This window comes from Paraoerskovia marina (assembly GCF_900105445.1).
Taxonomy (GTDB): Bacteria; Actinomycetota; Actinomycetes; order Actinomycetales; family Cellulomonadaceae; genus Paraoerskovia; species Paraoerskovia marina.
In genome coordinates this window covers 526,483-550,323 of record NZ_LT629776.1, presented here as the reverse complement: position 1 = coordinate 550,323, position 23,841 = coordinate 526,483, and the positions used below count along the sequence as shown (strand labels likewise).

Sequence of the window (23,841 nt, the reverse complement as noted above, 5' to 3'; positions counted from 1 at the left end):
CCCTATGACCAGTTTCGGTGAGCGCGGTCACACGGGCTACATTCTCCGCGTGACCGCCACCCCCGCCCGGCGCCTCGCCGGCCTCGCCCTCGACGCCCTCCTGCTCGTCGTCACGCTCGGGATCGGCTGGCTGGTGTGGTCGTGGTTCGAGTGGGGGCACGCACGCACGCCCGGCATGCGGCTGGTGCGCCTGCACGTCGAGCGCGGGGACGGCGCGGCGACCCGCGGCCGGATGGCCGCCCGGGAGGTGCTCTGGAAGGGGCTCGCACTGCTCGCGGGCCTGGTCTCGTTCGGCGTGCTCTGGTGGGCAGCGGCCGCCCCCGTGCTCGGACGACGCCGTCGTGCACTCTGGGACGTGGCGGCCGGCACGGACGTGGTGGGCACGCGCGAGGTCGAGCGGGGCACGGTCCGCCGTGTCGTGGGCCGCACGGGGGCGGGCGCCGGTCTCGTCGCCGTGACCGCCGCGACCGCCCTCCTCGCGGTGATGTGGATCCCTGCCAGCGCCACGGTCGTCTCCAACGTCGTCACGGGCGAACGCGCTGACGAGCTCACCGGCACACCGGCGACGGCGCGCTGCACCGAGCTGCGGCCCGAGGGCCGCGTCGAGACGCAGGGACGTGCGGCCGACGGGGCCACGCTGCGGGTGTTCACGATCGGCTACCACCTGCGCGTCTCGGACGCCGAGGACTACGCGACCTACCGCGACCGCATGCGCTGCCTGATGGAGGACGAGGTCGTGCCGCACCTCGAGCCCGGGCAGCCGGCGCTCGTCGTCTACCCGGAGGACGTCGGGCTGCCTGCCGTCGCGCTCGGGGCGCGCGGTGCCACCGTCCGCGCCCAGGCCGAGGGACCGCTGCGCGCCGTCAGCCCGGACGTCCCGCTGGCGCTCGCCGGGGCGCTCGGGCAGTTCAACCTCGGCTACGGCCCGCAGATCGCGGCCTACCAGGCGAGGTTCGGCGGCGTCGACCCGCGCAAGCAGGCGATGCTCGCCGCCACCGACACCGCGGTCCGCTCGTTCGCCCGCACGTTCTCGGAGATCGCGAGCGACTACGGCGTCTACGTCGTCGCGTCCAACAACATGGCCGACTACCGCGTGACCACCGACCCCGCCGAGGTCGCGATCTTCGCCGACCCGGAGGCGCAGCCCACCGACCGCGCCTACGTCGCGACGTCGTCGCGCGTTACCAACTCCACGTTCCTGTGGGGACCCGACGTCGTCGACCCGGACGCACCGGACTACCTGACGAACCTGCTCGCGAAGAACGAGAAGATCCCCCTGACGCCGCTCGAGCTCGACCTGCTCGGCCTCGACGAGGGCCCGGCGACCGGCCCGGAGGCGCTCGAGAACGCCGCCCCGGTCGACGTGGCGGGCTTCGCGGTGGGGATGGCGACGTCGTTGCCCGCCTTCCGGTACGGGTACCCGTTCGGAGACCGGCCTGCCGGGTTCGACCCCTGCGCGGACCTGCGGGAGTCGTACGAGGCGTGCCAGGACGAGCTCGGGGTCGAGGTGGTGCTGCAGGCCGACGCCAACCCGGGGCAGTGGCCGGCCCCGGGGGGCCACGGCGAGTACCAGCCGCTCGAGTGGATGGGCAGCGTCTGGCGGCAGGTCGCCGACCCCACGGTCTCGACCCGGTACAACGTGACCCCGATGATGACGGGCAACCTCTTCGACCTGACCTTCGACGGTCAGTCGACGATCTCGGAGCGCGGGGCCTCGGGGGGCGGGATGCACCTCGTCGGGATCGACGCGGCCGAGCCGGAGGACGGCGACGAGTGGCGGGTGTACGCGGGCGACAAGTCCGAGTTCCTCGTGATGTCGCCGTGGGTGGTGGACTCGGACGACCGCGACGAGCTGCGCGCGACTGCCGCCGAGCTCGCGGGCGGGTCGGGGGCGGACCGCGAGAACGACTACGTCGAGTCGGTGCTCTGGGCCGACCTGGTCCCCGCGGAGTAGCGCGGCCCCGGGGCTAGGATCTGCGCGTGCCCACCTCGCCCTGTCGCATCGCCGTCGCCGGGACGTCGGGCAGCGGCAAGACGACGTGGGCGCGACGGATCTCCGGGCGCACCGGGATCCCGCACGTCGAGGTCGATGCCCTCTTCCACGGGCCCGACTGGACGCCGCGGCCCGAGTTCCTCGACGACGTGCGCGCGTTCCTCGCCACCGACGCCTGGGTCTGCGAGTACCAGTACCCGACGGCACGGCCGCTGATCTCGGCCCGGGCCGACGTCGTGCTGTGGCTGGACCTGCCCGTCCGGACGGTGATGCGGCAGGTCACCACCCGGACGCTCCGACGCTGGTGGCGCAAGGAGGAGCTGTGGAACGGCAACCGCCAGCCACACCCGTTCCGCAGCCTGGACCCTGACGGGAACATCGTCGTCTGGGCCTGGACGTCCCGGCACGCGCTGGACGACCTGCCCGAACGTCTCACGACGGAGGCGCCGGGCACCCGGCTGGTGCGGGTCCGTTCGCACGACGAGGCGCGCCGATGGGTGGCGAGCCTCAGCCCGCGGTGAGTCCTGTCCGGGCGGCCACGGCGTCCACGATCGGCACGTCGGCGTCGAGCCACGGCACCGAGTAGAGGTCGTCGGGCCCGAGCCAGCGGAGCTCGTCGTGCTCGACGAGCGGCTGCGGGTCGCCGGTGACGACGCGAGCGCACCACAGACGCATGACGTGCCGGTCGGTGATCTCCCAGGCGCCGTCGCGCGGACCGGGGACCTCCTCGGACAGCTCGACGGTGACCCCGAGCTCTTCGCGCAGCTCGCGGTGCAGCGCGTCGACCGGCGTCTCGCCCGGCTCGACCTTCCCGCCGGGGAACTCCCAGCGTCCCGCGAGGTGCTCCGGCTGACTGCGTCGGGCGCCCAGCAGTGCCGCGGGCTGGTCGAGATCGTCGAGGATCGCGGCGGCGACGACAAGTTTGCGGGGCGTCATGTCCCGGATGATGCCACGCCCACGGCCTGCGACATACGGCCCGCCCCGCGCGCCGCCTCCTCGGGCGTGCCCGAGGACCCGCGCGTAGTCTCGATCGATGACGACACGGTTGAACCCCTATCTCCAGTTCGACGGCACCGCGCGCGACGCCGTCACGCTCTATCAGCGGGTCTTCGGCGGAGACGTCGAGCTCAGCACGTTCGGCGATGCGGGTCTCAGCGACGACCCCGACGCGCGCGACAAGATCATGCACGCGATGCTGACGACCCCCGGCGGGCTCGTGCTCATGTGCTCCGACACACCCCCGGGCATGCAGCACGCACCGTTCACCGGGTCCGCCGCGGTCTCGCTCAGCGGGGACGACGACGCCGAGCTGCGCGGGTTCTGGGCCGGCCTCGCCGACGGTGGCACCGTCACGCTTCCGCTCGAGGTGGCCCCGTGGGGCGACGCGTTCGGGATGTGCGTCGACCGCTTCGGGGTGCACTGGATGGTCAACATCGCCGGGGCGCCGACCCCCGGCTGAGCCGCCTGCGCTACCGCATCCCGTGGCGCTGGGCCCAGGTGATCGCGTCCGCCCGGCTCGAGACGCCGAGCTTGCGGTAGACGCTGCGGACCTGCGACTTGACGGTGTTGCGGGTGACGTACAGCGTCGAGGCGATCTGCTCCAACGTGGCGTCATCCGACAGGTGTGACAGGACGACGCGCTCGCGGCGCGTCAGGTGGTTCGCTCCCCCGGGTGCGGCTGCGGGCCCGTGATCGACGACGGTCATCTCTCCTCCAGACCGGGCGCCCCGCTTCTTGAGGCGCCCATGTTCGATGTTTCTACGGATGGAGAGGGCCGTCCACTCGGTTTATGACGCGAAACTCCACATCGAATCCACATTCGTCCCACACTGTGGACACGGCGGTGCCGTTTCCCTGCGTCGACGCAGATGAGAGGCCATACCGGTACGCATGTACCAGTATGGCCTCTCAGGGAAAACTCAGAGTCGCGCGAGCGGCGTCAGCCGCCGATGAGCTCCGTGTACTGCGCGGGGGTCAGGGTGGGCCCGGTCTCCGTGACCGTGATCTTGACGAGCCAGCCGGCCCCGTACGGGTCGGAACCGACGGTCTCCGGGGCGTCGACCACGGAGTCGTTCACCTCGGCGACGGTCCCGGTGACCGGCGAGTAGAGCTCGGAGACCGACTTGGTGGACTCGACCTCGCCGAAGACCTCTCCGGCGGTGACGGCGGTGCCGACCTCGGGCAGCTCGACGTAGACGATGTCGCCGAGGGCCTCGGCGGCGTTGGCGGTGATCCCGACGGTGGCGGGCGTGCCGTCGTCGAGCCACTCGTGCTCGGCGGTGTAGATCAGGTTCTCGGGGACGTTCGACATCGGGGACTCCTCAGGTTCTGGGGGTGGACGGAGGCGGGCGCGGCGGGCGCCCGTCAGGAGGTGGGGCGGACGTAGGCGCGCAGCGGGGCCACCACGAAGGGCTCCTGGCGTCCGCGCACGTCCACGGCGAGCTCGGTGCCCTCGGCCGAGAACTCCGGGGTCACGTACGCCATCGCGATCGGGTGCCCGAGCGTGGGCGAGGGCGCACCGGAGGTCACGGAACCGATGACCGTGCCCGCGCCCGGGAGCACGACGTCGTAGCCCGCCCGCGCAGGACGGCGTGCGGTCCCCCGCAGGCCGACCAGTACGCGGGCCGGTGCCGACTGACGCCGTGACTCGAGGGCGTCGCGGCCGACGAACGGCAGCGGCGCACCGGCGTCGTCGGTCTTCTCCAGCTTGACCACCCGACCCAGGCCCGCCTCGTACGGCGTCGTGGTCGTGTCGAGCTCGTGGCCGTACAGGGGCATGCCGGCCTCGAGGCGGAGCGAGTCCCGGGCGCTGAGCCCGGCCGGGACCAGCCCGAACGGCTGACCGGCCTCGAGCAGGGCGGCCCAGACCTCGGCGGCCTGCTCGACGGGGACGAAGAGCTCGAACCCGTCCTCGCCGGTGTACCCGGTGCGCGCCAGCAGCACCGTGGCTCCGGCGACCGTCGCACGGGCGCTCGCGTAGTACGGCATCTCACGGACCGTGGGGACGTCCGCGGCCGCGGTGATGCTCGTGACGATCTCCTCGGCGCGCGGCCCCTGGACGGCGACCAGCGCGGTCTCCTCCGAGCGGTCGACGACGACGGCGTCGAAGCCCTCGACGCGCTCGGTCAGGGCCGTGAGCACGACCTCGACGTTGGAGGCGTTCGCGACGACGACGAAGTGCTCGTTGTCCAGGCGGTAGACGACGAGGTCGTCGAGCACCGAGCCGTCCTCGGCGCAGATCATCGTGTACCGGGCGCGGCCGGTCTTGACGGCACTCAGGTTGCCCACGAGCGCGTAGTCGAGCGCGGCGGCGGCCTGCGGGCCGGACACCTCGATCTCCCCCATGTGGGAGAGGTCGAAGAGACCGGCGGCCTCGCGGACGGCGCGGTGCTCGGCGATGTCCGAGTCGTAGCGCAGCGGCATCTGCCAGCCGCCGAAGCCGGTCAGCGCCGCGCCGAGCGCGACGTGCTGCTCGTGGAGCGGGCTGGGGCGGTCGGTCGTCGAGTCGTTGCTCATACGTCGATCCTCTCGTATCTCTGGCCGGGGCTGCCGGTCAGACGGTCTCGTACTCGGACAGCGGCGGGCACGAGCACTGGAGGTTCCGGTCCCCCGCGGCGCCGTCGATGCGGCGCACCGGCGGCCAGTACTTGCTCGCGCGCAGCGAGGCGAGCGGGTAGGCCGCCTGCTCGCGGGAGTACTTCTTGTCCCAGACGTCGGCGGTCACCGACGCGGCGGTGTGTGGGGCACCGCGCAGCGGCGAGTCCTCGACGGCCCACTCGCCGGCCGCGACGGCGTCGATCTCGCCACGGATCGCGATCATCGCGGCGACGAACCGCTCGAGCTCGCCGAGGTCCTCGGACTCGGTGGGCTCGACCATGAGGGTGCCGGGCACGGGGAAGCTCAGCGTCGGGGCGTGGAACCCGTAGTCCTGGAGGCGCTTGGCGACGTCCTCGGCGGTGACGCCGGTCTGCTTGGTCAGGTCGCGCAGGTCGAGGATGCACTCGTGCGCGACGAGGCCGTTGGGGCCCGTGTAGAGCACCGGGAAGTACTCGTGCAGGCGACGGGCGACGTAGTTGGCCGTGAGCACGGCCGTCTCCGACGCCGCGGTGAGCCCGTCCGGTCCCATCAGGGCGAGGTAGGCGTAGGAGATGGGGAGGATGCCAGCCGAGCCGTAGGGTGCGGCCGAGACGGGCGTGCCGCCGGCCTCGGTGGCGACGAGCAACGTCGGGGATCCGGGCAGGAACGGCACGAGGTGCTCGGCCACGCCCACCGGGCCGACGCCGGGGCCGCCGCCGCCGTGGGGGATGCAGAACGTCTTGTGCAGGTTGAGGTGCGAGACGTCACCGCCGAACTCGCCCGGCCGGGCCAGGCCGACCAGCGCGTTGAGGTTGGCCCCGTCGATGTAGACCTGCCCGCCGGCGGCGTGCACGAGGTCGCAGACCTCGCGGACGTGCTCCTCGAAGACGCCGTGGGTCGAGGGGTAGGTGATCATGATCGCCGCGACGGCCGAGCCGTGCTGCTCCAGCTTGGCGCGCAGGTCGTCGAGCAGCACCTCGCCGTCGTCGGCCGTCGCCACGACGACGACGCGGAGGCCCGCGAGCACCGCGGAGGCCGCGTTCGTGCCGTGCGCGGAGGCGGGGATGAGCACGATGTCGCGCTCGCCCTGGCCCTGGGACCGGTGGTAGTCCCGGATGGCGAGCAGACCGGCCAGCTCGCCCTGCGAGCCCGCGTTCGGCTGCACCGAGACGGCCGCGTACCCGGTGATCTCGGCCAGGCGCGACTCGAGCGAGCTGATCATCTCGAGGTAGCCGGCGGCCTGCTCGGTCGGCACGTACGGGTGCACGTTCGCGAACTCCGGCCACGAGATGGCTTCCATCTCGACCGTGGCATTGAGCTTCATGGTGCACGAGCCCAGCGGGATCATCGTGCGGTCGAGCGCCAGGTCCTTGTCCGCCAGACGGCGCAGGTAGCGCAGCATCGAGGTCTCGGAGCGGTGCTGGGAGAACACGGGGTGGGTGAGGAACTCCGAGGTCCGCGTCGCCCACTCGGGCAGTGCCGGTGCGGACGCCGCTGCGGCGTCGTCGGCGGTCAGCACGCCGAAGGCGGTGAGCACCGTCTCCAGGTCGGCGGCGGTCGTCGCCTCGCTGCAGGCCACCTGCACGTGGTCGGCGTCGGGCGCGTAGAGGTTGACCCCCCACTCGGCGGCCGCCGCGAGGATCCGCTGCGCGCGGCCGGGCACGCGGGTGCGCACCGTGTCGAAGAAGTCGTCGTGGACCACCTCGACGCCGCCGGCACGCAGGGCGTTCGCGAGCGTGACCGCCTGGCCGTGCACGCGCTGCGCGATCTCCGTGAGCCCCCGGGGGCCGTGGTAGACCGCGTACATCGACGCGACGATCGCGAGCAGCGCCTGCGCCGTGCAGATGTTGGACGTGGCCTTCTCGCGACGGATGTGCTGCTCGCGGGTCTGCAGGGCGAGGCGGTAGGCGACGTCACCGTCGGCGTCGACCGAGACCCCGACGATCCGGCCCGGCAGGGACCGCTCGAGCCCCTTGCGCACGCTCATGAACGCGGCGTGCGGGCCGCCGTAGAAGAGCGGGACACCGAAGCGCTGGGCCGAGCCGACGGCGATGTCGGCACCGAGCTCCCCGGGCGGGGTGATCATCGTCAGCGCGAGCAGGTCGGTGGCGACCGTGACGAGCGCACCGGCCTCCTTGACCTCGGTGACCAGACCGCGGATGTCCGCGATGCGGCCGGACGCCCCGACCTGCTGGACGACGACGCCCACGAGGGGACCTGCGTCGTCGGGAACCGGGACCGAGTCCAGCCCCTCGCTCACGTCCGCGACGACGACGGGCAGCCCTGCCGCCTCGGCGCGACCCTGCGCGACGGAAAGCGTCTGCGGGAAGAGGTCGGCGTCCAGGACGACGTACCCCGTCTTGGCCCGCGTGGCGCGCCACATCAGGGCGACGGCCTCGGCGACGGCGGTGGCCTCGTCGAGCAGCGAGGCCCCGGCGACCTCGAGCCCTGTGAGGTCGGAGACCGCCGTCTGGAAGTTCAGGAGCGCCTCGAGCCGGCCCTGGGAGATCTCCGGCTGGTACGGGGTGTAGGCGGTGTACCAGGCGGGCGACTCGAGCACGTTGCGGCGGATCACCGGCGGCGTGACGGTCCCGGAGTACCCGAGCCCGATCATCTGCGACTTGACCGTGTTGCGGCCCGCGAGCTCGCGGAGCTCGGCCAGCACCTCGGTCTCCGTCCGGGCGGCCGGCAGGTCCAGCGGCCGGTCGCTGCGGATGACGGCGGGCACGGCGGCGTCGACGAGCGCGTCGAGGCTGGGGTACCCGACCTCGTCGAGCATGCGCTGAGTGTCACCGTCGACGCGCTGCTCGGTCTCGGTGCGCACGCCGCGCGGGCCGAGGTGGCGGAAGGCGAAGTGCTCGCGGTCGAACGCGCTGGAGGACGTCTGGTCCGGCTGGGTCACGATGGGTCTCCGGGGAGTTCACGAGGGGACCGACCCCGTCCGGGGCCGACCTGTCCCTCCCCGCTCTGTCATCGGACCCGAGGGTCGACCTGAGAGTTTTGCTGGTCCGCAGTCTCCACGTTTCCGTGGACGGCGCGCGCCAACTTGCACCGTCGGTGGGTGCCCGTCACCGACCCGAGGGACGACGTCGCGCACCGCTTTTCAGAGTTGCCTCGCCATGACGGTACGGGGGCCTGAGAGATTCCCGGGGAGGGATTGCTCCTTCGGCGCCGACCCGGTCACGTGGACCTGCCGGACTCTCCCGTCATGATTCGAACGGCGACTACCGGCCCAGTCTAGCGACCGAACGCCCGAGGTTCGTGGTCGTCGTGTGAAGGCTTGGGCTACTCCTGGTCCGGCGGCGGCGTCGCCGGGATCTGGCCGCTGGGCGGCGACGGGTCGGGGATGCGTCGTGCGCGACGCGCCCGTCGGGACCCGCGCCCGGTCTCGGCGGTCTTCCCGGCGGAGTCCTGGCCCTCGCCCGCGGCCGAGGGGCGGTCCCCGAGCTGCGGGTCGATGCCCGTGCTCAGCTTCGCCTCGTCGAACAGCGGCGTGCCCGCGTCGTCTTTCATCCTTCGATCATGCGGGCGGTCACGAAAACACGCAGCCCGACGCGCGGTGTCTTCGCACACACCGCACGTCGGGCCAGGTCAGGCACAACGTACAAATCGAACGTTACTCGCAGGCGAACTCTTCGCCCTCGTAGACGAACGTGCCACCGCTGCCGTCGATGCAGTTCTCGATGTACAGGTCGACGACGCCGCCCATGACGGTGAAGATGAGGATCAGGGCGATCGTCGCCAGGATCGTGAAGATCGCCCCGAGGATGATGCCCGCGAGAGCTGGACCGTTCGAGAACCCGGCCTTCTTCGACTGCACGAACGCGACGATGCTGAGGACCAGGCCGACGATCGGCATGAAGAAGGCGAGGACGAGGCCGACGATGCCCATCGTCTTGCCCGGGACGCTCCCGCTCCGCGCGGGCTGCTGGCCGTAGGGGTCCGGGGTGCCGGGTGCCTGGGGATAGCCCGGCTGACCGTACGGGGCCGACTGCCCGTACTGGCCGGGCTCTCCGGACTGGCCGTACTGCGGCGGGCCGGGCTGCGCGGGCTGCTGCCCGTAGGCCGGTGGTGTCGACGAGTCGGGCTTCTGGCCGTCGGGGACTCCGTACGGGTCAGGGGTCTGTCCGCTCATGATGCTCCTTGGTTCTCGGGCCGGATGTCGGCTCGCGACGGGTTCTTCGTCGCGAACCTAGCCCACTCGCGCCCGGTTGTCCGTCGTTCGACGACGGCGCGCGGCCGGCGACGTTCAGCGCTGCCGGCCGACGCGGATCGCGAACCGCATCATCGCCACCACGAACGCGGCGACGACGAAGACTGCGCCGACCAGGTGGTGGCTGATCTCGAAGCCCTCGTCCGCCCACACCTGGTACGCGACGAGGACGCCGGCGTACCGGACCATGTTGGCGACGAGGACGATCCCGAGCGCCTCACCGAGGCCGCCCAGCATGGCGCGGACCGGGAACCGGGCGAGGCCGAGCGTGACCGCACCGAGGACCAGGAGCGGGACGGCGAGGACGACGGTCGAGCACATGAACGTGATCTGCACACCGATGCTCTGGCCCGTCCCGCCGCCGATGACGGCGATGTCCCCGATCGCGCGCGAGGTGCCGTCGGTCACCGGACCGGCGACCCACGCGAGCAGGCTCGCCTCACCCGCCCGGACGGCTGCGGAGCATGCCACGAGCAGCACTGCGGCGCCGAGGACCGCCGCTGCGCCGAGCACGCGCGCCGGGTTGCTCACGCGCGCCGGTGCGGGCAGCGCGGCGGCGGTCACGCGGCCCGCCAGGCGTCGAGCTCGATCACGTCCGCGTCAGCGCCTCCGGCACCGGGAAGCGCGAGGGGTCTGGCAGTCGCGCCGGCGGGCTTCACCGCGCGTGCCTGGTCCAGGACAGCGGCCTGCACCCCGGCCCCGACGCGTGCGGTCTTCTCCCAGCCCGAGTGACCGCGCAGCACACGCCCTGCGGCGCGGACGAGCACGGGGTAGGTCGTGTAGGAGTAGAGCCAGTACCCGAACCCGCGGACGACGGCACGCCCGATGCTCGAGTCCGGGTCGTCCCGGGACCGGTAGACAAACGCCCAGAGCACGAACGGGCCGATACCGGTGAGCATCGTCAGCGGCACGAGCCACCATGCGGCGGCGAGGAGGGTGGCCGTCGTGTGCGTGGCCACCGCGCCGGTGACGACGAAGGCGGCGATGACCGGCCAGATCACGACCCCGAGCAGGCCGAGCCACGGGATCGAGAGGAAGTAGAGGCTCTCGACGACGCCCGCGTTGGTGAATCCGGGCGATGCGATGATCTTCGGCGCGTACGCCGCGCACTGCATCCCGCCCTGGGTCCAGCGCGTGCGCTGGCGCAGGTACGGGCGCATGGCGGGCAGCGCCTCCTGCCGCACGACGGCGTCGTGGACGTAGCGGGTGCGGTACCCGGCGAGCATCGTGTGGATGCCGAGCTCGTAGTCCTCCAGGAGCGCTCCGTGCCACGGCTCGCCGTACGTCTCGCCGATCGCGTCGAGCGCCACGAGCCGGGTGAACTGACCGTTGCCGCCCATGCCCGCCGAGGCGGTGCGCAGCCGCAGGGTCTGCATCGCGGCGATCGTGGTGCGGAACTCGATGTCCTGGCTCCGCAGCAGCCACCGGGCGCGGGCGTTGCGGAGCCAGGCCCGCACACCCGTGCCCGCGTGCATCTTTCGGCCGGTGTTGTTCATCGCGACCGACGCCTGGGCGGCGCCGACCTCGGGGTCGAGGAAGACGTCCTTTCCGCTCATGTGCTCGAGCGCGCCGGGGACGAGCTCGCCGTCGGCGTCGATCACCCCGACGACGACCCGGTCGTCGGAGACGCCGGAGAGCTCGTCCCCGGCGGTCGCCCGCCAGGCGTGCAGGGCGTGGTAGGCGGCGTTGAGGGCCGCGCCCTTGCCCTGTCGCGCGTCCGGTCGTCGGCGCTCGACGAGGTGGACGCGGGGGTGCGCGGATGCCCACCTCGAGACGATCTGCGGCGTCGCGTCGTCGCTCGCGTCGTCGATCACCCACACGTGCACGGACGGGAAGTCCCGCGTGAAGCGCGTGAGGGTCTCGTCGATCACGAACTCCTCGTCGAGGCAAGGCACGAACATGTGCCACTCGAAGAGGTGCGCCAGCCCGCGCCGTGCACGCCGTCGTCCCAGGAACGGGACGAGGATCAGCGTGACGTACGCGAGGAACATGACCAGCAGGACGAATCCGACGACGTTGACCGTGGTCTCGAGGGTGGACATCCGTACGTCCTACCGTTGACGACGCGCGAGTCGCGACGAGCGGTAGACGAGAAGCGCGCCGACGGCGAGCAGGACGACGGCCAGGACGACGGCCAGGGAGGTCGCCCCCGTGGCCGCGAGCGTGCCCGCGCTGGTGCCGGCGGCACCGGCTCCGGTCTTGTACATGAGGTCTCCTGATCCGTGTCGCGCTCAGACGGTCCGACGGCGCAGTGCCGCGGTCCCGAGTCCGGCAAGGGCAAGGAAGGCGACCGTGGCCGCCCCGACTCCCGCGGTGGCGACCGGGATCGGTCGGGCCACGACGACGGTCACGGTCGCGACGTCCGAGGTGCAGTCCCCGACCGTGAGCGTGTAGGTGAACGAGTCCTCTCCGGCGAAGCCGGCGTCCGGCGTGTAGGTCACCATGCCGTCCTCGCCGAGCGAGATCGTGCCGTTGGCGGGCGCATCGCCCAGCTCGACGACGGTCTCCGCGTCGGCAGTCGTGTCGTTCTCGGTCACGACGACGTCGGTCGGCTCTCCCTCCGCGGTCGCGGCCTCGTCGTCCCGTGCGACGAGATCCTCGGGGACGCAGACCGGGACGTCGGGCACGACGATCGGACTCGTCGTCTCGCAGGCGGCGTCGTCGTAGACCGCGGGCCAGCCGGGATCGATCGTGTAGCTGCGCTGCGGGTTGCCGTCAGTGCCGACGTCGTTGCCGATCGCGAGCATGAAGTCGAGCCGGTCGACCGACGCTCCCCCGAAGTCGGTCATCGCCCGGCCGTTGACCGTGGCGTTCGAGTTGTCGAAGTCGTTGACGTTCCCGTTCGCGCTGAACCCCGACGTCTGGGTTCCCAGCGGGTCGCCGTCGACGGTCACACCTCCGACGATCTGCTGCGCGATGACGTGGTTGCCGGAGGTGCCGCGGGACGAGTCCACCTGGCTCCCGTCGCTGAGACCGACGACCAGCCCCATCTCACGGTTGCCCGGATCTCCCGCGGTCCCGTCGAGGTCTCCCATCCCGAACTCGGCTCCCGCCACGATCGCCGGGTCGAACTCGGCGCTCGCGTACGCGAACCTGCTGAACTGCCGTCCGTTGCGGTCGAACGCCCCGCGAGGCTGAGCACCGAACGTGGTCAGCCCTTCGTCACCCGACGGCCACTGCGTGCCGGAGTCGGGGTAGACGGAGCCGCGGTTCGAGACCAGCCCGGTGCTGAACCGGATCGTCTGCGCACCGACCGTGAGCTCTCCGCCGGCGGACGCGACGTCGTAGAAGTGGATCAGCTCGTCGGCGCGACCCTCGGCCGAGCAGTTCGAGTCCAGCGGGCCCGTGACGACGTTCGTGAGCGCGCCGTCGCCGGTGCCCTCGGGGCCGACCGTCACCTGATAGGTGACGGTGACCGTCTCGCCCGCACCGATCGGCCCGGCCCACTCCAGCTCGTCGCCGGAGACCTCGGCCGTTCCCGGGCCGCCGACGACGTCGTCCCAGGTGGCGTCGTCGAGCACGCCGGAGAGGTCGTCGGAGAAGGTGGCCGGGTCGTCGGCCGTGTACGGCTCGTCGCGGGTGTTGGTCAGGCTCACCTCATAGGTGACGACCTGGCCGGGGGCGATGTCGCCGTCTGCGTCGGAGACCTTGGTCATCACGAGGTCGGCGTCCGACGTCTCGACAGCGGTCCGGAGGGCGTGGCTGGGCTGGGCCGCGGTGGCGGCTGTCGGGATCACGAGTGCGCCGCCGACGAGGACGGCGACGGCAGCGACGGCTGGCGTGTGTCGAGACATGGAGATTCCTCGGCTCTGGTCGGTTCGCACGCCAGGCGGCATGCGGGGTGAGACTCAGAGGACAGGACCGTGCCCAGGTCGCGTGATGACGGCACCGCAGGGTGACCCATCCCACTCGGCCGTGCCGTCATCATCGGCTCCGGGGACGGTCTCAATGGGTGGAGGTACCAATGCCCACGACAGTTCAGGGGTCGCAACACCATGCGGACACCCCCGAAGCGCCCGAGACCGACATCGAGCTGATCGACCGCACCCGCTCCGGAGACCCCGAGGCGTACGCGGAGCTCTGGGAACGCCACCACGACGCCGTCCGCGGGGCTGCGCGGCGCATCACCCGGGCATTCGACCCCGACGACCTGACGCAGGAGGCCTTCTCCCGCACGTTCGCGGCCCTGCAGGACGGGCGCGGACCCCGGACCACGTTCCGGCCGTACCTGTACGCGACCGTCCGCAACCTCGCCGCGTCCTGGTCGTCGTCGGACTCCGTGTCTGTCGACCCCGAGCAGTTCGACGCCGTCGGGCCCACCCAGGAGTTCGAGTCCGAGCTCGTCGACCGGACCGTCACGGCGCGCGCGTTCCGGACGCTTCCCGACGAGTGGCGCTCGGTCCTCTGGTACGTCGACGTCGAGGGGATGAGCGCGACCGAGGTCGCGCCGATCCTCGGCTCGACCCCCAACGCCGTGGCTGCCCTCACCTACCGCGCCCGCGAGGGGCTGCGCCGTGCCTGGATCGACACGCACGCGGAGTCCACCAGCGGGGACCCCGAGTGCGTCTGGACCGTCTCGCACCTGTCCGCCTACGTGCGGGACGGACTGTCGCGCCGCAAGCGCAACCGCGTCGAGGACCACCTCACGCACTGCACCGCGTGCTCGATCCTCGCGGAGCAGCTCGACGAGGTGGCGTCCTCCCTGCGGGCGATCCTCGTCCCGCTGGTCCTCGGCCCCGCGGTGATGATCGGGGGCGAGTCCGTCGGACCTGCCGCGATCCTCCCCGCCCAGGCGTCGGGCGTGACCCCCGAGCAGGCACGCACGGCGGCAGAGGCAGGGCGCAACGGCTGGCACCACCCGTTCACCACGCACCCCAAGGCCGCCTGGGGTCTGACCGCGTCGATCGTCGCGGTCGCGGTCACGAGCCTCGCGCTCACGACTCTCGGCGGCGACGCGGCACCGGAGGCCAGCGCCTCCCCGCTCGCCGACCCGCCGACGACGTCCGAGCCGAGCGACCGTCCGACGGACGACCTCGAGCCCGGGCCGACGAGCGCTCCGGAGGAGAAGAGCACCGAGGACGGGAGTTCGGACGGCGAGGGTACGGACGCGGGCTCTGACGCCCCGGCCGGCGCCACGGCCGAACCCGAGGTCGAGGATCCGGCCGACGAGGCGGCGGAGGAATCCGGGGCCGACGCTGTCCGGCGGGCGCAGGACGCCGACGACGCACCGACGAGTGCCTCGGAGGACGACCCCGAGCCCCCGGTGGTCGAGAGCTCGGCGTCGCCGGACGCGTCGACACCCGCCCCGGAGACGGCCACCGAGCCGGACGCGGCCGACCCGACCGTCGAGCCGGATCCCGCACCTGCGCCAGCGCCCGACGTCGCCGCACCCGAGCTCCTCCACCCGGACCCCGGCGCCAAGGTCGCGCTCCGCGACGTCGACGGCTCGGGGACGGCCGACGACCTGCTGGTGTGGATCGCGGGCGACCCCGACCGCGTCGTGGCGATCTCGATCGACGGCGGGGCCGAGAAGCAGCTCGTCGTCACCGAGGACGCGGTGCCCTACTTCCTGCGCTCGGTCTCGGCCGGAGGGCACACGCTCACCGCGCGCTACCTCGACGGCTCCGGGAGCGTGAGCGTCTCGTTCACCGCTGTGCCCTGAATCGACCGACCCTCAGTCGACCAGCGCGTCGACGATCTCTTCCCCCGCGGGCGTGGCGAGGATGTTGCTGACCCGCCCGTCGGTGGGGTGCGGGAGCCGGGCGACCAGCCCGGACGACTCGAGCCGTTGGACGATCCCGGTGACGGTCGACGGGGTCGAGTCGAGGAGCTCTCCGATCCGATACGCGGTGAGGACCCCGTGCAGCTTGAGCAGCGCGAGGACCTTGAGCTGCTGGAGCGGCACGTCGACACCGACGAGGGCCTCGAGCCTCCGGTCCGCCACGACGTCTCCCGTGGAGCCTGCCTCAGACATCGTCGCCCCCGACCCTCTTGAGCTCGCGCCGACCGGCGAGGGTCAGGACGTACTCCCGCCCCGTACGCCGCCCGTCGGCCACCATCTGGCGGACGAAGCCCGCGTTCTCGAGCATCGTCAGGTGCGCGCGGACCGTCGTGACCGGGCCGCCGACGGCGTCGATCAGCACGTCCTTCTGCACCGGGCCGCTCCGCAGCGTTCGCAGGACACGGGTGCGCAGCTCGGGGCTCTCGGCCGTCGTCACGGGCGGCACGGCCGGAGGGCGCGGCGTCGGGCCGACGATGGCGTCGATCTCGAGCCGCCCTTTGCGGGTCAGCCGCAGGTCGGCCTCCGCACCCGCACCAGAGGCCGCGACGGCCTCGAGCATGCCCAGCCCGGCGAGACGAGCGATCGTCGCGCGCACCTCCCCCGACCCTCCGTCGAGCACGCGTTCGGCGGTCGACGGTTTCGCCAGACCACGAAGCCCGACGTAGGCAAGTATCCGCAGCTCTTGCACGGTCCGGTCCGTGACGATGACGGCGTTGAGGCGCGTGTTCCGCGCAGCGTTGGGGCTCACACTGGTCAGGACCGCGGCACGGCTCCCGCATGACGCCTGAGGAACGCGACCTTCACCACAGCTCGAGCTCGGTCGCGGTGGAGAGCATCTCGTCGAGCATCGCGGACGTCGCGGGCCCCGGTTCGCGCCGAGTCTCCCGGTGCCGGGCGACGAGACGGCGGGACCCGAGCCCCGGAAGCCTGACGACCTCGACCCCGTCGGGGAGGTCCTCCTGGAGCGCCAGGGCCGGCACGAGCGCGATCCCCTGGCCTGCCGCGACGAGCGCGAGGGCGACGTCGAAGTCGTAGTAGGAGTGCCGCGTCGGCAGGGTCGTCCCCATCTGGGCCCCGACGCGGGCGAGTGCGCGCGCCGCCGCCGTGCTGCGCTCTGGACCGAGCCACGCGGCGTCGCGCAGGTCCTCGAGCTGGCTCGGGGTCGGGAACGCCGACGGGGTCACCAGCCGCCACGGCTCGTCGATCAGCACGACCTCGCGCTGGCCGCGGGGAACGGTGGCGTCCGACTCCTCGTCGCTCTCGATGATCACGAGGTCGAAGTCACCGGCCCGGAGCCCGCGCAACGCGTCGACGGGCTCGGCCTCGGTCACGATCAGGTCGACGCCGGGGTAGTCCTCGGGGAGCCGGGCGAGCAGCGGTGCGATCACGGCGCGGATCCCCGTCTGGACGGCACCGACGCGGACCCGTCCCGAGACGTCGTCGCCCATGGTGGCGAGCTCGCGCCGCGCCTCGACCAACTCGTTCTCGATCCGTTCCGCGGCGTCGGCGAGCACACGGCCCGCCGGGGTGAGGGTCACGCCGCGCGGCCCACGCTCGAGGACCTGCACGCCCTCCTCGGCCTCGAGACGCTGGATCTGCTGAGAGACGGCCGACGGCGTCACGTGCATGACGTCCGCCGCCGCGAGCACCCCTCCGGTGCGGTAGACGGCCAGGAGAAAGGCAAGTCTTCGTGGGTCTGTTGCCATGTAGCAATACTAAACAGTGGATGCAGAGTTGTTCGATTGCGCTGAAGCCACGTCGTGTCTCAGAATGGTCACGTCGCCAGCAGCAACGCCTGGAGCGCCAGGGCTGACACGCATCCCTCACCCACCTGCTTTACCTCGTCGGAGACACCTATGTCCGCATTCTTTGACCAAGCCGTCATGCTCCTCGGCTGGATCAGCGCCCTCGCCGGCGCCATCGCCTACTGCCTCGCCTCGCGCGGCGTGTGGGACGCGAAGTCTGTGCGGTTCCAGGTGACGAACATGACCGCGGCCGGACTGATGATCGTCGTCGGGGCCGTCAACGGCATCTGGCCCTCGGTCGCCGCCAACATGGTGTGGGTCGTCATCGGGGTCAACACCCTGCTGGTCGTCTTCTCCTCCCGTCGCGCCGACCGCCGCGCGGCTGCCGTCGCCGCCGCCCAGGCCGAGCTCGTCGACCCGTTCGTCGAGGTCGTCGACCCGGACGAGCCCAGCGCCTACACCTACACGTTCGCCGACACCCTCAGCGACGCCCTCGTCGCCCCGGCCCACGGCGACGCCCCCGGCGAGTTCGTGCTCGAGCAGACCCCCAAGCCCGCGGACGTCTCGCTCGTCGCCTGACCCGCTCCACGCATAAGGTCCCCGCCCGGACGACCGGGCGGGGACCTTCTGCGTCAGGGAAGAACGTCAGCGGCCGAGCGTCGACTGCCAGGCCACGATCCGCTCGACCGCCTCGGCCACGACCTCGGGCGACGCGGCGAACGACAGCCGCACCCAGTCACCGCCGCCCTCGGGATCGAAGTCCGTCCCGGGCGTGAGCGCGACACCGGCCTCGGCGAGCAGGCGTGCGCAGTACTCGACGGACCCCATCCCGAACCGGGCGATGTTGCCGTACAGGTAGAACGCGCCGTCAGCCGGCGCCACCGGGTCCCACCCGAGGTCCGCCGTGCGTCGGAGCAGCAGCTCGCGCGACGCCGCGTAGTACGCGACCGACTCCGCGGCGGCGGCCATGCCCTCGTCCCCGAGCGCGACCACGCCGGCGTGCTGCGCGAGCGCCGGAGGGCAGAGCGCGACGTTGCCGGCGAGCGCCTCGACGGGCCCGACGAGGTCGTCGGGAAGCACGAGCCACCCGATCCGCCACCCCGTCATGCCCCAGTACTTGGAGAACGAGCTCACGACGACGGCTCCCGCGTCCCGGTAGGTCGCTGCGGTCGGGGCTCCAGCCGGTGAGCCCGAGGGAAGGGCCGGGGTCTCGACGTCGCCGCCGGTGATGCCGTGGTAGATCTCGTCGCTGATCAGCCGCACGTCGTGGTCGGCGCACCAGTCGGCGATCGTCCGCAGCTCACGGGCGTCGACCATCGTGCCCGTCGGGTTGGCGGGGCTGGCGAGGATCAGCCCGTCGAGACCACCCTCGTAGTAGGCCTCCATCAGCCGGGGGACGGTCGGCTGGTACCGCTCGGCGGGGCCGCAGTCGAGCTCGACGACGTCGCAGCCCAGCGAGCGCAGGATGTTCGCGTAGGCGGGGTAGCCGGGTCGGGCGAGCGCGACGCGGTCGCCGGGGTCGAACGCGGCGAGGAACGCGAGCAGGAACCCGCCGGAGGAGCCCGTGGTGACGGCGACGTGCCCGGGCTCGACCGCGACGTCGTACCACCGGGAGTAGTGCTCGGCGATGCCGTTGCGCAGCGCGGGGATGCCCATCGCCTCGGTGTACCCGAGGTCGCCGTCGCGCATGATGTCGGCGGCGTGCCGGCGAACCACGTCGGCCGCACCGGATCCCGGCTCACCCGCGCAGAGGTTGAGGATCGACTCCCCCGCCGCACGCCGCGCGTTGGCCTCGGCGAGCACTCCCATAACGGCGAACGGCCGGACGTGGGCCCGGCGCGAGACCTTCACCGCGGGGCGCTCCCGACAGGCTGCTCGGCCCCGACCCCCGGGACGGTTCGCTCGCTCACCACCCGGCGAGCGACGTCGACGAGCTTCACGTTGGACTCCTGCGAGATCCGGCTGAGCACCTCGAACGCCCGCTCCGCGGAGATCCCGTACCGCTCCATGCAGATCCCCTGGGCCTGGCCGATGATCGTGCGGCCCTGGACGGCGCTCTGCAGCTGGTCCTCGGTCCGCGCGGCGTCGAGGGCCGCGGCGGCGACGGCCGCGAACGTGGTCGCGAGGGTCTGGTCCGGCCCGTCGAACGCGCCGCGCTCGGTGCCGTAGAGGTTCAGGGCGCCGTGGTTCGTGTCGGTCGTGAAGAGCTGGATGCACAGCATCGACCCGACACCGAGCTCCGCAACGCGCGGACCCCACGTCGGCCAGCGCGGGTCGTGCGCCAGGTCGGGCGTGGAGACGATCTCGGTCTCGCGGATCGCGTCGAGGCAGGGCCCCTCGTCGAGCTCGTACTGCAGCTCGTCCCCGCGGCCCCCGATCGCGTCGGACGCCGCAGGGGTCTCGATCCGGCCGCGGCGGGCGACGAGGGAGATCGACGCCGAGGCACAACCGTCGATCATCGCCACGGCGCGCTCGACCACCCGGTCGAGAGTCGACCCGAGGCTGTCCTCGTCCGCGAGCAGCCGCACCGCCCGGGCGATCTCACCGTGCAGGCCGAGGCTGACCTCGGTCTCCTCGAGCTCCTTCGTCATGGCCCATCCTCCGCGCTCCTGAGGTCCGGACGGACCCGGACCTCAGGATACGTGGCGGATTCCGGGGCAGCACGGGCCTCGGGATCCCGCCGGGACTGCGCGCGCCTCAGCTGAACTTGCGGGTGAGCTGGGCGTTGCGGGGGCGTCGCTTGTCGGCCGACGTGAGGTCTCCGAGCACCCCGTCGACGAGCTGACCGGCCTCGGACCCCAGCCCGGGGCCGTCATCGAGCGCCTCGACGAGAAGCACCGCGACGTCGTGGACCCGCAACCCGGCTCGGCTCGAGTGCCACACCAGCCGGTCGGCGGCCGCGGCGTCGTCGATCCCGTAGACGGCCATCAGCACGCCCTTGGCGCGCTCGACGAGGATGCGTTCGCTGCCCCGCTGCTCGACGGCGCGGGTGATCTCGGCCTCGCGCATCTGGTTCTGCGCGGCCGACTGGTCCACCACGTAGCCGGCGATCTCGGCGATCTTGCCGTTCGCGTCCCGGCGGCCCTGCCCGGTCACGGTCACGGTGCGTGTCCGTCCGCGCCCGTCGACGATGCGGTGGAGGAAGCTGAAGGGACGACCCGTGCGACGGCAGCGGGAGATCTCCCGCGCGATCGTCCCGCGGTCGTCCTGGTGCTTGCGTGCGGCGAGGAGCTCGGCGCTCGGCTCGACGTCGCCGGGTCGGTACCCGAGCATCTCGTAGACCTCGTCGGACCACCACCAGGTGCCCTTGGCGAGGTCGGTGCGGTACTGGCCGATGGGGAGTGCATGCCCACCGCCGAGTGCGTCCTCGACGGTGACGTCCCAGGGGGTGGTGACGGGCTCGACTTCTTCAGCAGACATGACAGGTCCTCTCGGAGGAGAGTTCACGGAGCCGCTTCTTGACGCCGGGGCCAACGTAACCGAAACGTGACCCGAGTGCACCCCAGAGTGCTGCCGGCCGCGTCAGGGGTTGAGCGTCAGCCGCCGCTCGACGACGTCGCGGGCCACCTCGACGAGCCGCTCGCCCCGGACGAAGCCGCGCGCCCGGAGCACCGAGACCGCCGACTGCGGGGAGACTCCGAGCTGTGCGGCCACCATCCCGGTGGCCCGGTGCACGATCGCCTGGTCGGCCCACTCGTCGTCCCGGATCAGCTCGGGGACGTCGCACGTGTCCACGAGTGTCAGCGCGGCGTGGTCCACCAGCACCTGGGCGACCTCGTCGGGGACGCTCAGCGGGTGGTCGGACTCGACGTACAGGACGAGCACACCGAGCACCCGGTCGGGGGAGCGCAGCGGGAAGGCGCTCAGCCGCGCCGCGCCGAGGGACTCCGCGGCCGAGACGTAGACGGGCCACCGCCCGGAGGCCTCGCCCAGGGTCACGGTGCGCGCGGCGGAGTCCTCGAAGGACGCACGGGCCGGCCCCTCGCCGTAGCAGATCTCGAGGTCGGCGAGCTCCTCGGCCGTCGCGCTCGACGCGTGCACGACCGCGTGGACGTCCCCCGGTGCCGCCACCGTGAGGTAGCCGCCGTCGGCACCGAGCAGCACGATGCAGGCGTCCAGGATCTCGGGCGCGGTCGCACGGGTGCCACCGCTCGCCGCGAGTCGCGCGTCGAGGCTGTCCAGCAGCCTGCCTGCTCTCTGCACGATTCCACCCCTGTCCGTCGAGTTCGCCTGGCCCGTCGAGATCGTCGTGGGTTCACTCTCGCAGGCTGACGGACCCTCGCACGTCAGAAGGTTCGGCGCGGGCGTAGGACGGCGGGTGAAATCGTCAGATTCCGTCCTCGGCCATCGCATCGGCGCCGTGCTCGACGACGGCGTCGGCGACAGCACGCAGCTTCACGTTGCCGCCGATCGAGGTCGACCGGAGGATCTCGAAGGCCTCCTCGGCACTCACGCCCCGGGCAGCCATCAGCACTCCCTTGGCCTGCTCGATCACGGCCGCGCTCTCCCGGAAGCGCTCGACCGAGGTCCGCACCCCGGCGTCGGCCACGAACCGGTGGGGCTCGGTCACGTCCACGGTGTACCCGTCGACCCGCACCACCACCCCGGCGTCGTCGGCGTGCGCCGTGCCGGTCGCGACGACGTACCGCGTGGTACCGGCGGTGTCGACGATCCGGTGCCAGAGCGCGAAGTCGCCCGGGGTGGTCGCGATCATCTGCACGAGCTCGACGTAGCGCTCCCGGTCCTCGGGGTGCTTGTGCGAGATCGCCAGCTCTCGCGTGGGTACGACCTCGCCCGGCTCGAAGCCGTACAGCCGGAACATCCCGTCGGACCAGCGGGTCTCGGAGGTCGCGGGATTCCAGGAAAAACGTCCAACACGTGACGAAAAGTGCAGATCGTCAGGATTGGGAGCGCCCATGCGCCCTCACATTCAGCTCGTGCCCGTCGGACCGTGGTCTCGATCCTGGCTGATATTACTCCGGAACCGCCCGTCGTCTTTGTGGTGCGCCCCCGACGCGGTTCAATGGAAGAAGGCACGACAGCCGTCGTGCACATCTCCACCGAAAGAGAACATCATGGACTTCTGGCAGGTCTTCTGGCTCATGGTCTGGGCCTTCTTCTTTGTCGCATACCTCATCGTGCTCTTCCAGATCATCGCCGACCTCTTCCGTGACGAAGAGCTCTCCGGCTGGTGGAAGGCGCTCTGGATCATCGCGCTGCTCTTCATCCCCGTCATCACCGCGCTGATCTACCTGATCGCGCGTGGCCGCGGGATGTCGCGCCGCCAGATGCAGCTCGTCCAGCGCCGCAAGGCCGAGACCGACGACTACATCCGCACGGTGGCGACCGCGTCCCCGGCGGAGCAGATCGCCCAGGCCAAGGCACTGCTCGCCGACGGCTCGATCAACGAGGCCGAGTTCGAGGTTCTCAAGGCGAAGGCGATCAACAGCAACTGACTTTCTCGTTGCTGACTTTGCTTCACCCTGCTGCGGCCGGGCACTGACCAAGAATTCAGTGCCCGGCCGCTGTAGCGTTCGCACCATGACACGTCGAGTGGTTCCCGTCGTCCTCGTCGTCCTCGCCGTGATCTTCGCGATCATCGCGGTCCCCGCGCGGTACGTGCACGCCAACGTGCTCGACACCGAGGGCTACGTCGAGATGGTGGGCCCGCTCGCGAGCGACCCGGCCGTCCAGCAGACCGTGGCCGACGCGGTCACCGAGGCCGTCGTCGACCAGGTCGACCTCCAGGCCTACGCCGAGGAGGCGCTGAGCTCCCTCGCCGAGGGGGAACGCGTCCCCGACGGAGTCACCCGCCTCGCGCCGGTCATCGCCAACCAGACCGAGGCCCTGATCCAGCGCACGAGCGAGAAGCTCGTGCAGTCGCAGCAGTTCGCCGAGATCTGGGTCAAGGCCAACCAGGTCGGCCACGGCGCCGCGACGTCCATCCTCTCGGAGGAGGACCGCGAGTACGTGGACGTCGAGAACGGCGTCATCTCCATCCCGCTCGACCCCGTCGTCGAGGCCCTCAAGGTCCGGCTCGTCGACGCCGGCCTCGACATCGCCGAGCAGATCGAGCCCCAGGGTCGCAGCATCGTGCTGATCGACTCCGCGGAGCTCGGCACCGCGCAGACGGCCCTTGCCTGGTTCGACCGCATCGCGTTCCTGCTACCGGTCCTCGTGATCGGGCTCGTCGCCGGTGCCGCCGCCGTCGCCCGACGCCGCGCGCGCACCGTCCTGATCGCCGCGTGCTGCCTCGCCGCCGTCAGCGCGATCCTCGCGGCCGGGATCGCGATCGGCCGCTCGGTGTACCTCGGAGACCTGGGCGTCAGCATCGTCTCGCTCGAGACCGTCAACGCCGTCGCCGACGCGTTCGTCGGACCCCTGACGGCTCAGCTGTGGTGGACCACCGCGTTCTGGGTCCTCGTCGCCGTCGTCGCCGGGTTCTGGCCGTGGGCCGCCCCGCGCGTCCGCGAGCGCCTCGCGCGCCGCGGGGACGACGACGAGGTGCCGGTAGTCTCCGCCCCATGACGCA

Annotated in this window: 26 protein-coding genes and 1 riboswitch; of the genes, 7 read left to right on the top strand and 19 right to left on the bottom strand. The window is 71.8% G+C overall.

Features of this window, described 5'->3' with window-relative positions; genetic code table 11:
* Positions 1 to 49 precede the first annotated feature (49 nt).
* Both BLU20_RS02515 and BLU20_RS02510 read left to right on the top strand, forming a co-directional pair.
* The gene (locus BLU20_RS02515; protein ID WP_172828984.1) at positions 50 to 1,954 is read left to right on the top strand and encodes an RDD family protein; all 1,905 of its coding nucleotides are present in this window, start codon (positions 50 to 52) and stop codon (positions 1,952 to 1,954) included.
* 26 nt (positions 1,955 to 1,980) lie between these two features.
* On the top strand, positions 1,981 to 2,514 hold the full coding sequence (locus BLU20_RS02510) for a P-loop NTPase family protein (protein ID WP_231959266.1): 534 nt from the start codon (positions 1,981 to 1,983) through the stop codon (positions 2,512 to 2,514).
* On the opposite strand, the gene BLU20_RS02505 is transcribed toward BLU20_RS02510, so the two are convergent.
* Entirely contained in the window at positions 2,501 to 2,929 is a 429-nt protein-coding gene (locus BLU20_RS02505) for a (deoxy)nucleoside triphosphate pyrophosphohydrolase (RefSeq protein WP_029254022.1), read from the bottom strand. The two genes, BLU20_RS02510 and BLU20_RS02505, sit on opposite strands and share 14 nt — an antisense overlap.
* A gap of 97 nt (positions 2,930 to 3,026) precedes the next feature.
* On the opposite strand from BLU20_RS02505, the gene BLU20_RS02500 reads away from it, so the two are divergent.
* On the top strand, positions 3,027 to 3,452 hold the full coding sequence (locus BLU20_RS02500) for a VOC family protein (RefSeq protein ID WP_083371463.1): 426 nt from the start codon (positions 3,027 to 3,029) through the stop codon (positions 3,450 to 3,452).
* Positions 3,453 to 3,462: 10 nt separating this feature from the next.
* Here BLU20_RS02500 and BLU20_RS02495 read toward each other — a convergent pair whose 3' ends face one another.
* The 10 genes from BLU20_RS02495 to BLU20_RS02455 all read right to left on the bottom strand — a co-directional run bounded on the left by BLU20_RS02495 (position 3,463) and on the right by BLU20_RS02455 (position 13,576).
* The gene (locus tag BLU20_RS02495) at positions 3,463 to 3,699 is read right to left on the bottom strand and encodes a LuxR C-terminal-related transcriptional regulator (protein WP_083371462.1); all 237 of its coding nucleotides are present in this window, start codon (positions 3,697 to 3,699) and stop codon (positions 3,463 to 3,465) included.
* A 233-nt stretch (positions 3,700 to 3,932) separates the two neighbouring features.
* The gene (gene gcvH, locus BLU20_RS02490) at positions 3,933 to 4,304 is read right to left on the bottom strand and encodes a glycine cleavage system protein GcvH (RefSeq protein ID WP_029254025.1); all 372 of its coding nucleotides are present in this window, start codon (positions 4,302 to 4,304) and stop codon (positions 3,933 to 3,935) included.
* 53 nt (positions 4,305 to 4,357) lie between these two features.
* Positions 4,358 to 5,509 (bottom strand): glycine cleavage system aminomethyltransferase GcvT, encoded by a 1,152-nt coding sequence (gene gcvT / locus BLU20_RS02485; protein ID WP_083371461.1) that lies wholly within the window; start codon positions 5,507 to 5,509, stop codon positions 4,358 to 4,360.
* A 37-nt stretch (positions 5,510 to 5,546) separates the two neighbouring features.
* Entirely contained in the window at positions 5,547 to 8,471 is a 2,925-nt protein-coding gene (gcvP, locus tag BLU20_RS02480; protein WP_083371460.1) for an aminomethyl-transferring glycine dehydrogenase, read from the bottom strand.
* A gap of 211 nt (positions 8,472 to 8,682) precedes the next feature.
* Positions 8,683 to 8,785: riboswitch (glycine riboswitch) on the bottom strand.
* A 69-nt stretch (positions 8,786 to 8,854) separates the two neighbouring features.
* A complete protein-coding gene (locus tag BLU20_RS02475; protein WP_083371459.1) occupies positions 8,855 to 9,082 on the bottom strand; it encodes a hypothetical protein in 228 nt (75 codons plus the stop codon).
* Between the two features lie 103 nt (positions 9,083 to 9,185).
* Positions 9,186 to 9,704 (bottom strand): DUF4190 domain-containing protein, encoded by a 519-nt coding sequence (locus BLU20_RS14000; RefSeq protein WP_083371458.1) that lies wholly within the window; start codon positions 9,702 to 9,704, stop codon positions 9,186 to 9,188.
* Positions 9,705 to 9,818: 114 nt separating this feature from the next.
* Complete coding sequence (locus BLU20_RS02465) at positions 9,819 to 10,346, bottom strand: hypothetical protein (protein ID WP_083371457.1); 528 nt, start codon at positions 10,344 to 10,346, stop codon at positions 9,819 to 9,821.
* Positions 10,343 to 11,824, bottom strand: a complete 1,482-nt coding sequence (locus tag BLU20_RS02460) for a glycosyltransferase (RefSeq protein ID WP_083371456.1) — start codon at positions 11,822 to 11,824, stop codon at positions 10,343 to 10,345. Before BLU20_RS02460 ends, BLU20_RS02465 begins: the two co-directional genes overlap by 4 nt.
* A gap of 9 nt (positions 11,825 to 11,833) precedes the next feature.
* Positions 11,834 to 11,989: a peptidase gene (locus tag BLU20_RS13630; RefSeq protein ID WP_157270256.1), complete on the bottom strand. Its 156-nt coding sequence runs from the start codon at positions 11,987 to 11,989 to the stop codon at positions 11,834 to 11,836.
* Positions 11,990 to 12,013: 24 nt separating this feature from the next.
* Positions 12,014 to 13,576 (bottom strand): Ig-like domain-containing protein, encoded by a 1,563-nt coding sequence (locus BLU20_RS02455; protein WP_083371455.1) that lies wholly within the window; start codon positions 13,574 to 13,576, stop codon positions 12,014 to 12,016.
* 170 nt (positions 13,577 to 13,746) lie between these two features.
* On the opposite strand from BLU20_RS02455, the gene BLU20_RS02450 reads away from it, so the two are divergent.
* Positions 13,747 to 15,444, top strand: a complete 1,698-nt coding sequence (locus tag BLU20_RS02450) for a sigma-70 family RNA polymerase sigma factor (protein WP_083371454.1) — start codon at positions 13,747 to 13,749, stop codon at positions 15,442 to 15,444.
* A 12-nt stretch (positions 15,445 to 15,456) separates the two neighbouring features.
* On the opposite strand, the gene BLU20_RS02445 is transcribed toward BLU20_RS02450, so the two are convergent.
* From BLU20_RS02445 to BLU20_RS02435, 3 genes are read right to left on the bottom strand one after another with little or no spacing between them, the layout of a single operon-like run.
* Entirely contained in the window at positions 15,457 to 15,756 is a 300-nt protein-coding gene (locus tag BLU20_RS02445; protein WP_081829850.1) for a MarR family winged helix-turn-helix transcriptional regulator, read from the bottom strand.
* The gene (locus BLU20_RS02440; protein ID WP_029254035.1) at positions 15,749 to 16,312 is read right to left on the bottom strand and encodes a DprA-like winged helix domain-containing protein; all 564 of its coding nucleotides are present in this window, start codon (positions 16,310 to 16,312) and stop codon (positions 15,749 to 15,751) included. The genes BLU20_RS02445 and BLU20_RS02440 overlap by 8 nt, the downstream gene beginning before the upstream one ends.
* Positions 16,313 to 16,364: 52 nt before the next feature.
* Positions 16,365 to 17,270 (bottom strand): LysR family transcriptional regulator, encoded by a 906-nt coding sequence (locus tag BLU20_RS02435; RefSeq protein WP_029254036.1) that lies wholly within the window; start codon positions 17,268 to 17,270, stop codon positions 16,365 to 16,367.
* Positions 17,271 to 17,420: 150 nt separating this feature from the next.
* Between BLU20_RS02435 and BLU20_RS13995 the strand changes: the two genes are divergently transcribed.
* The gene (locus BLU20_RS13995) at positions 17,421 to 17,888 is read left to right on the top strand and encodes a hypothetical protein (RefSeq protein ID WP_197675410.1); all 468 of its coding nucleotides are present in this window, start codon (positions 17,421 to 17,423) and stop codon (positions 17,886 to 17,888) included.
* Positions 17,889 to 17,954: 66 nt separating this feature from the next.
* Here the strand turns inward: BLU20_RS13995 and BLU20_RS02425 are convergent, their stop codons facing one another.
* The 5 genes from BLU20_RS02425 to BLU20_RS02405 all read right to left on the bottom strand — a co-directional run bounded on the left by BLU20_RS02425 (position 17,955) and on the right by BLU20_RS02405 (position 22,227).
* Entirely contained in the window at positions 17,955 to 19,160 is a 1,206-nt protein-coding gene (locus tag BLU20_RS02425; RefSeq protein ID WP_083371453.1) for a pyridoxal phosphate-dependent aminotransferase, read from the bottom strand.
* Positions 19,157 to 19,900: a GAF and ANTAR domain-containing protein gene (locus tag BLU20_RS02420; RefSeq protein WP_083371452.1), complete on the bottom strand. Its 744-nt coding sequence runs from the start codon at positions 19,898 to 19,900 to the stop codon at positions 19,157 to 19,159. Before BLU20_RS02420 ends, BLU20_RS02425 begins: the two co-directional genes overlap by 4 nt.
* A gap of 106 nt (positions 19,901 to 20,006) precedes the next feature.
* Positions 20,007 to 20,729, bottom strand: a complete 723-nt coding sequence (locus tag BLU20_RS02415; protein WP_052367242.1) for a PAS and ANTAR domain-containing protein — start codon at positions 20,727 to 20,729, stop codon at positions 20,007 to 20,009.
* Between the two features lie 102 nt (positions 20,730 to 20,831).
* Complete coding sequence (locus BLU20_RS02410) at positions 20,832 to 21,512, bottom strand: GAF and ANTAR domain-containing protein (RefSeq protein ID WP_083371451.1); 681 nt, start codon at positions 21,510 to 21,512, stop codon at positions 20,832 to 20,834.
* 124 nt (positions 21,513 to 21,636) lie between these two features.
* On the bottom strand, positions 21,637 to 22,227 hold the full coding sequence (locus BLU20_RS02405) for a PAS and ANTAR domain-containing protein (protein ID WP_083371450.1): 591 nt from the start codon (positions 22,225 to 22,227) through the stop codon (positions 21,637 to 21,639).
* A 157-nt stretch (positions 22,228 to 22,384) separates the two neighbouring features.
* Here BLU20_RS02405 and BLU20_RS02400 point away from each other — a divergent pair, with 157 nt between their 5' ends.
* Entirely contained in the window at positions 22,385 to 22,765 is a 381-nt protein-coding gene (locus tag BLU20_RS02400) for an SHOCT domain-containing protein (protein WP_083371449.1), read from the top strand.
* A gap of 85 nt (positions 22,766 to 22,850) precedes the next feature.
* Positions 22,851 to 23,837, top strand: a complete 987-nt coding sequence (locus tag BLU20_RS02395) for a hypothetical protein (RefSeq protein WP_157270254.1) — start codon at positions 22,851 to 22,853, stop codon at positions 23,835 to 23,837.
* Positions 23,838 to 23,841: the final 4 nt, after the last annotated feature.

What these genes read in the sequence shown, in the direction of transcription:
- BLU20_RS02395 (WP_157270254.1), top strand. Translation starts at nt 22,851, where the DNA reads ATGACACGTCGAGTGGTTCCCGTCGTCCTCGTCGTCCTCGCCGTGATC.
- BLU20_RS02455 (WP_083371455.1), bottom strand. Translation starts at nt 13,576, where the DNA reads ATGTCTCGACACACGCCAGCCGTCGCTGCCGTCGCCGTCCTCGTCGGC.
- BLU20_RS02505 (WP_029254022.1), bottom strand. Translation starts at nt 2,929, where the DNA reads ATGACGCCCCGCAAACTTGTCGTCGCCGCCGCGATCCTCGACGATCTC.
- gcvT (WP_083371461.1), bottom strand. Translation starts at nt 5,509, where the DNA reads ATGAGCAACGACTCGACGACCGACCGCCCCAGCCCGCTCCACGAGCAG.
- BLU20_RS13995 (WP_197675410.1), top strand. Translation starts at nt 17,421, where the DNA reads ATGTCCGCATTCTTTGACCAAGCCGTCATGCTCCTCGGCTGGATCAGC.
- BLU20_RS13630 (WP_157270256.1), bottom strand. Translation starts at nt 11,989, where the DNA reads ATGTACAAGACCGGAGCCGGTGCCGCCGGCACCAGCGCGGGCACGCTC.
- BLU20_RS14000 (WP_083371458.1), bottom strand. Translation starts at nt 9,704, where the DNA reads ATGAGCGGACAGACCCCTGACCCGTACGGAGTCCCCGACGGCCAGAAG.
- gcvH (WP_029254025.1), bottom strand. Translation starts at nt 4,304, where the DNA reads ATGTCGAACGTCCCCGAGAACCTGATCTACACCGCCGAGCACGAGTGG.
- BLU20_RS02475 (WP_083371459.1), bottom strand. Translation starts at nt 9,082, where the DNA reads ATGAAAGACGACGCGGGCACGCCGCTGTTCGACGAGGCGAAGCTGAGC.
- BLU20_RS02495 (WP_083371462.1), bottom strand. Translation starts at nt 3,699, where the DNA reads ATGACCGTCGTCGATCACGGGCCCGCAGCCGCACCCGGGGGAGCGAAC.
- BLU20_RS02450 (WP_083371454.1), top strand. Translation starts at nt 13,747, where the DNA reads ATGCCCACGACAGTTCAGGGGTCGCAACACCATGCGGACACCCCCGAA.
- BLU20_RS02435 (WP_029254036.1), bottom strand. Translation starts at nt 17,270, where the DNA reads ATGGCAACAGACCCACGAAGACTTGCCTTTCTCCTGGCCGTCTACCGC.
- BLU20_RS02445 (WP_081829850.1), bottom strand. Translation starts at nt 15,756, where the DNA reads ATGTCTGAGGCAGGCTCCACGGGAGACGTCGTGGCGGACCGGAGGCTC.
- BLU20_RS02420 (WP_083371452.1), bottom strand. Translation starts at nt 19,900, where the DNA reads ATGACGAAGGAGCTCGAGGAGACCGAGGTCAGCCTCGGCCTGCACGGT.
- BLU20_RS02415 (WP_052367242.1), bottom strand. Translation starts at nt 20,729, where the DNA reads ATGTCTGCTGAAGAAGTCGAGCCCGTCACCACCCCCTGGGACGTCACC.
- BLU20_RS02400 (WP_083371449.1), top strand. Translation starts at nt 22,385, where the DNA reads ATGGACTTCTGGCAGGTCTTCTGGCTCATGGTCTGGGCCTTCTTCTTT.
- BLU20_RS02405 (WP_083371450.1), bottom strand. Translation starts at nt 22,227, where the DNA reads ATGGGCGCTCCCAATCCTGACGATCTGCACTTTTCGTCACGTGTTGGA.
- BLU20_RS02500 (WP_083371463.1), top strand. Translation starts at nt 3,027, where the DNA reads ATGACGACACGGTTGAACCCCTATCTCCAGTTCGACGGCACCGCGCGC.
- BLU20_RS02460 (WP_083371456.1), bottom strand. Translation starts at nt 11,824, where the DNA reads ATGTCCACCCTCGAGACCACGGTCAACGTCGTCGGATTCGTCCTGCTG.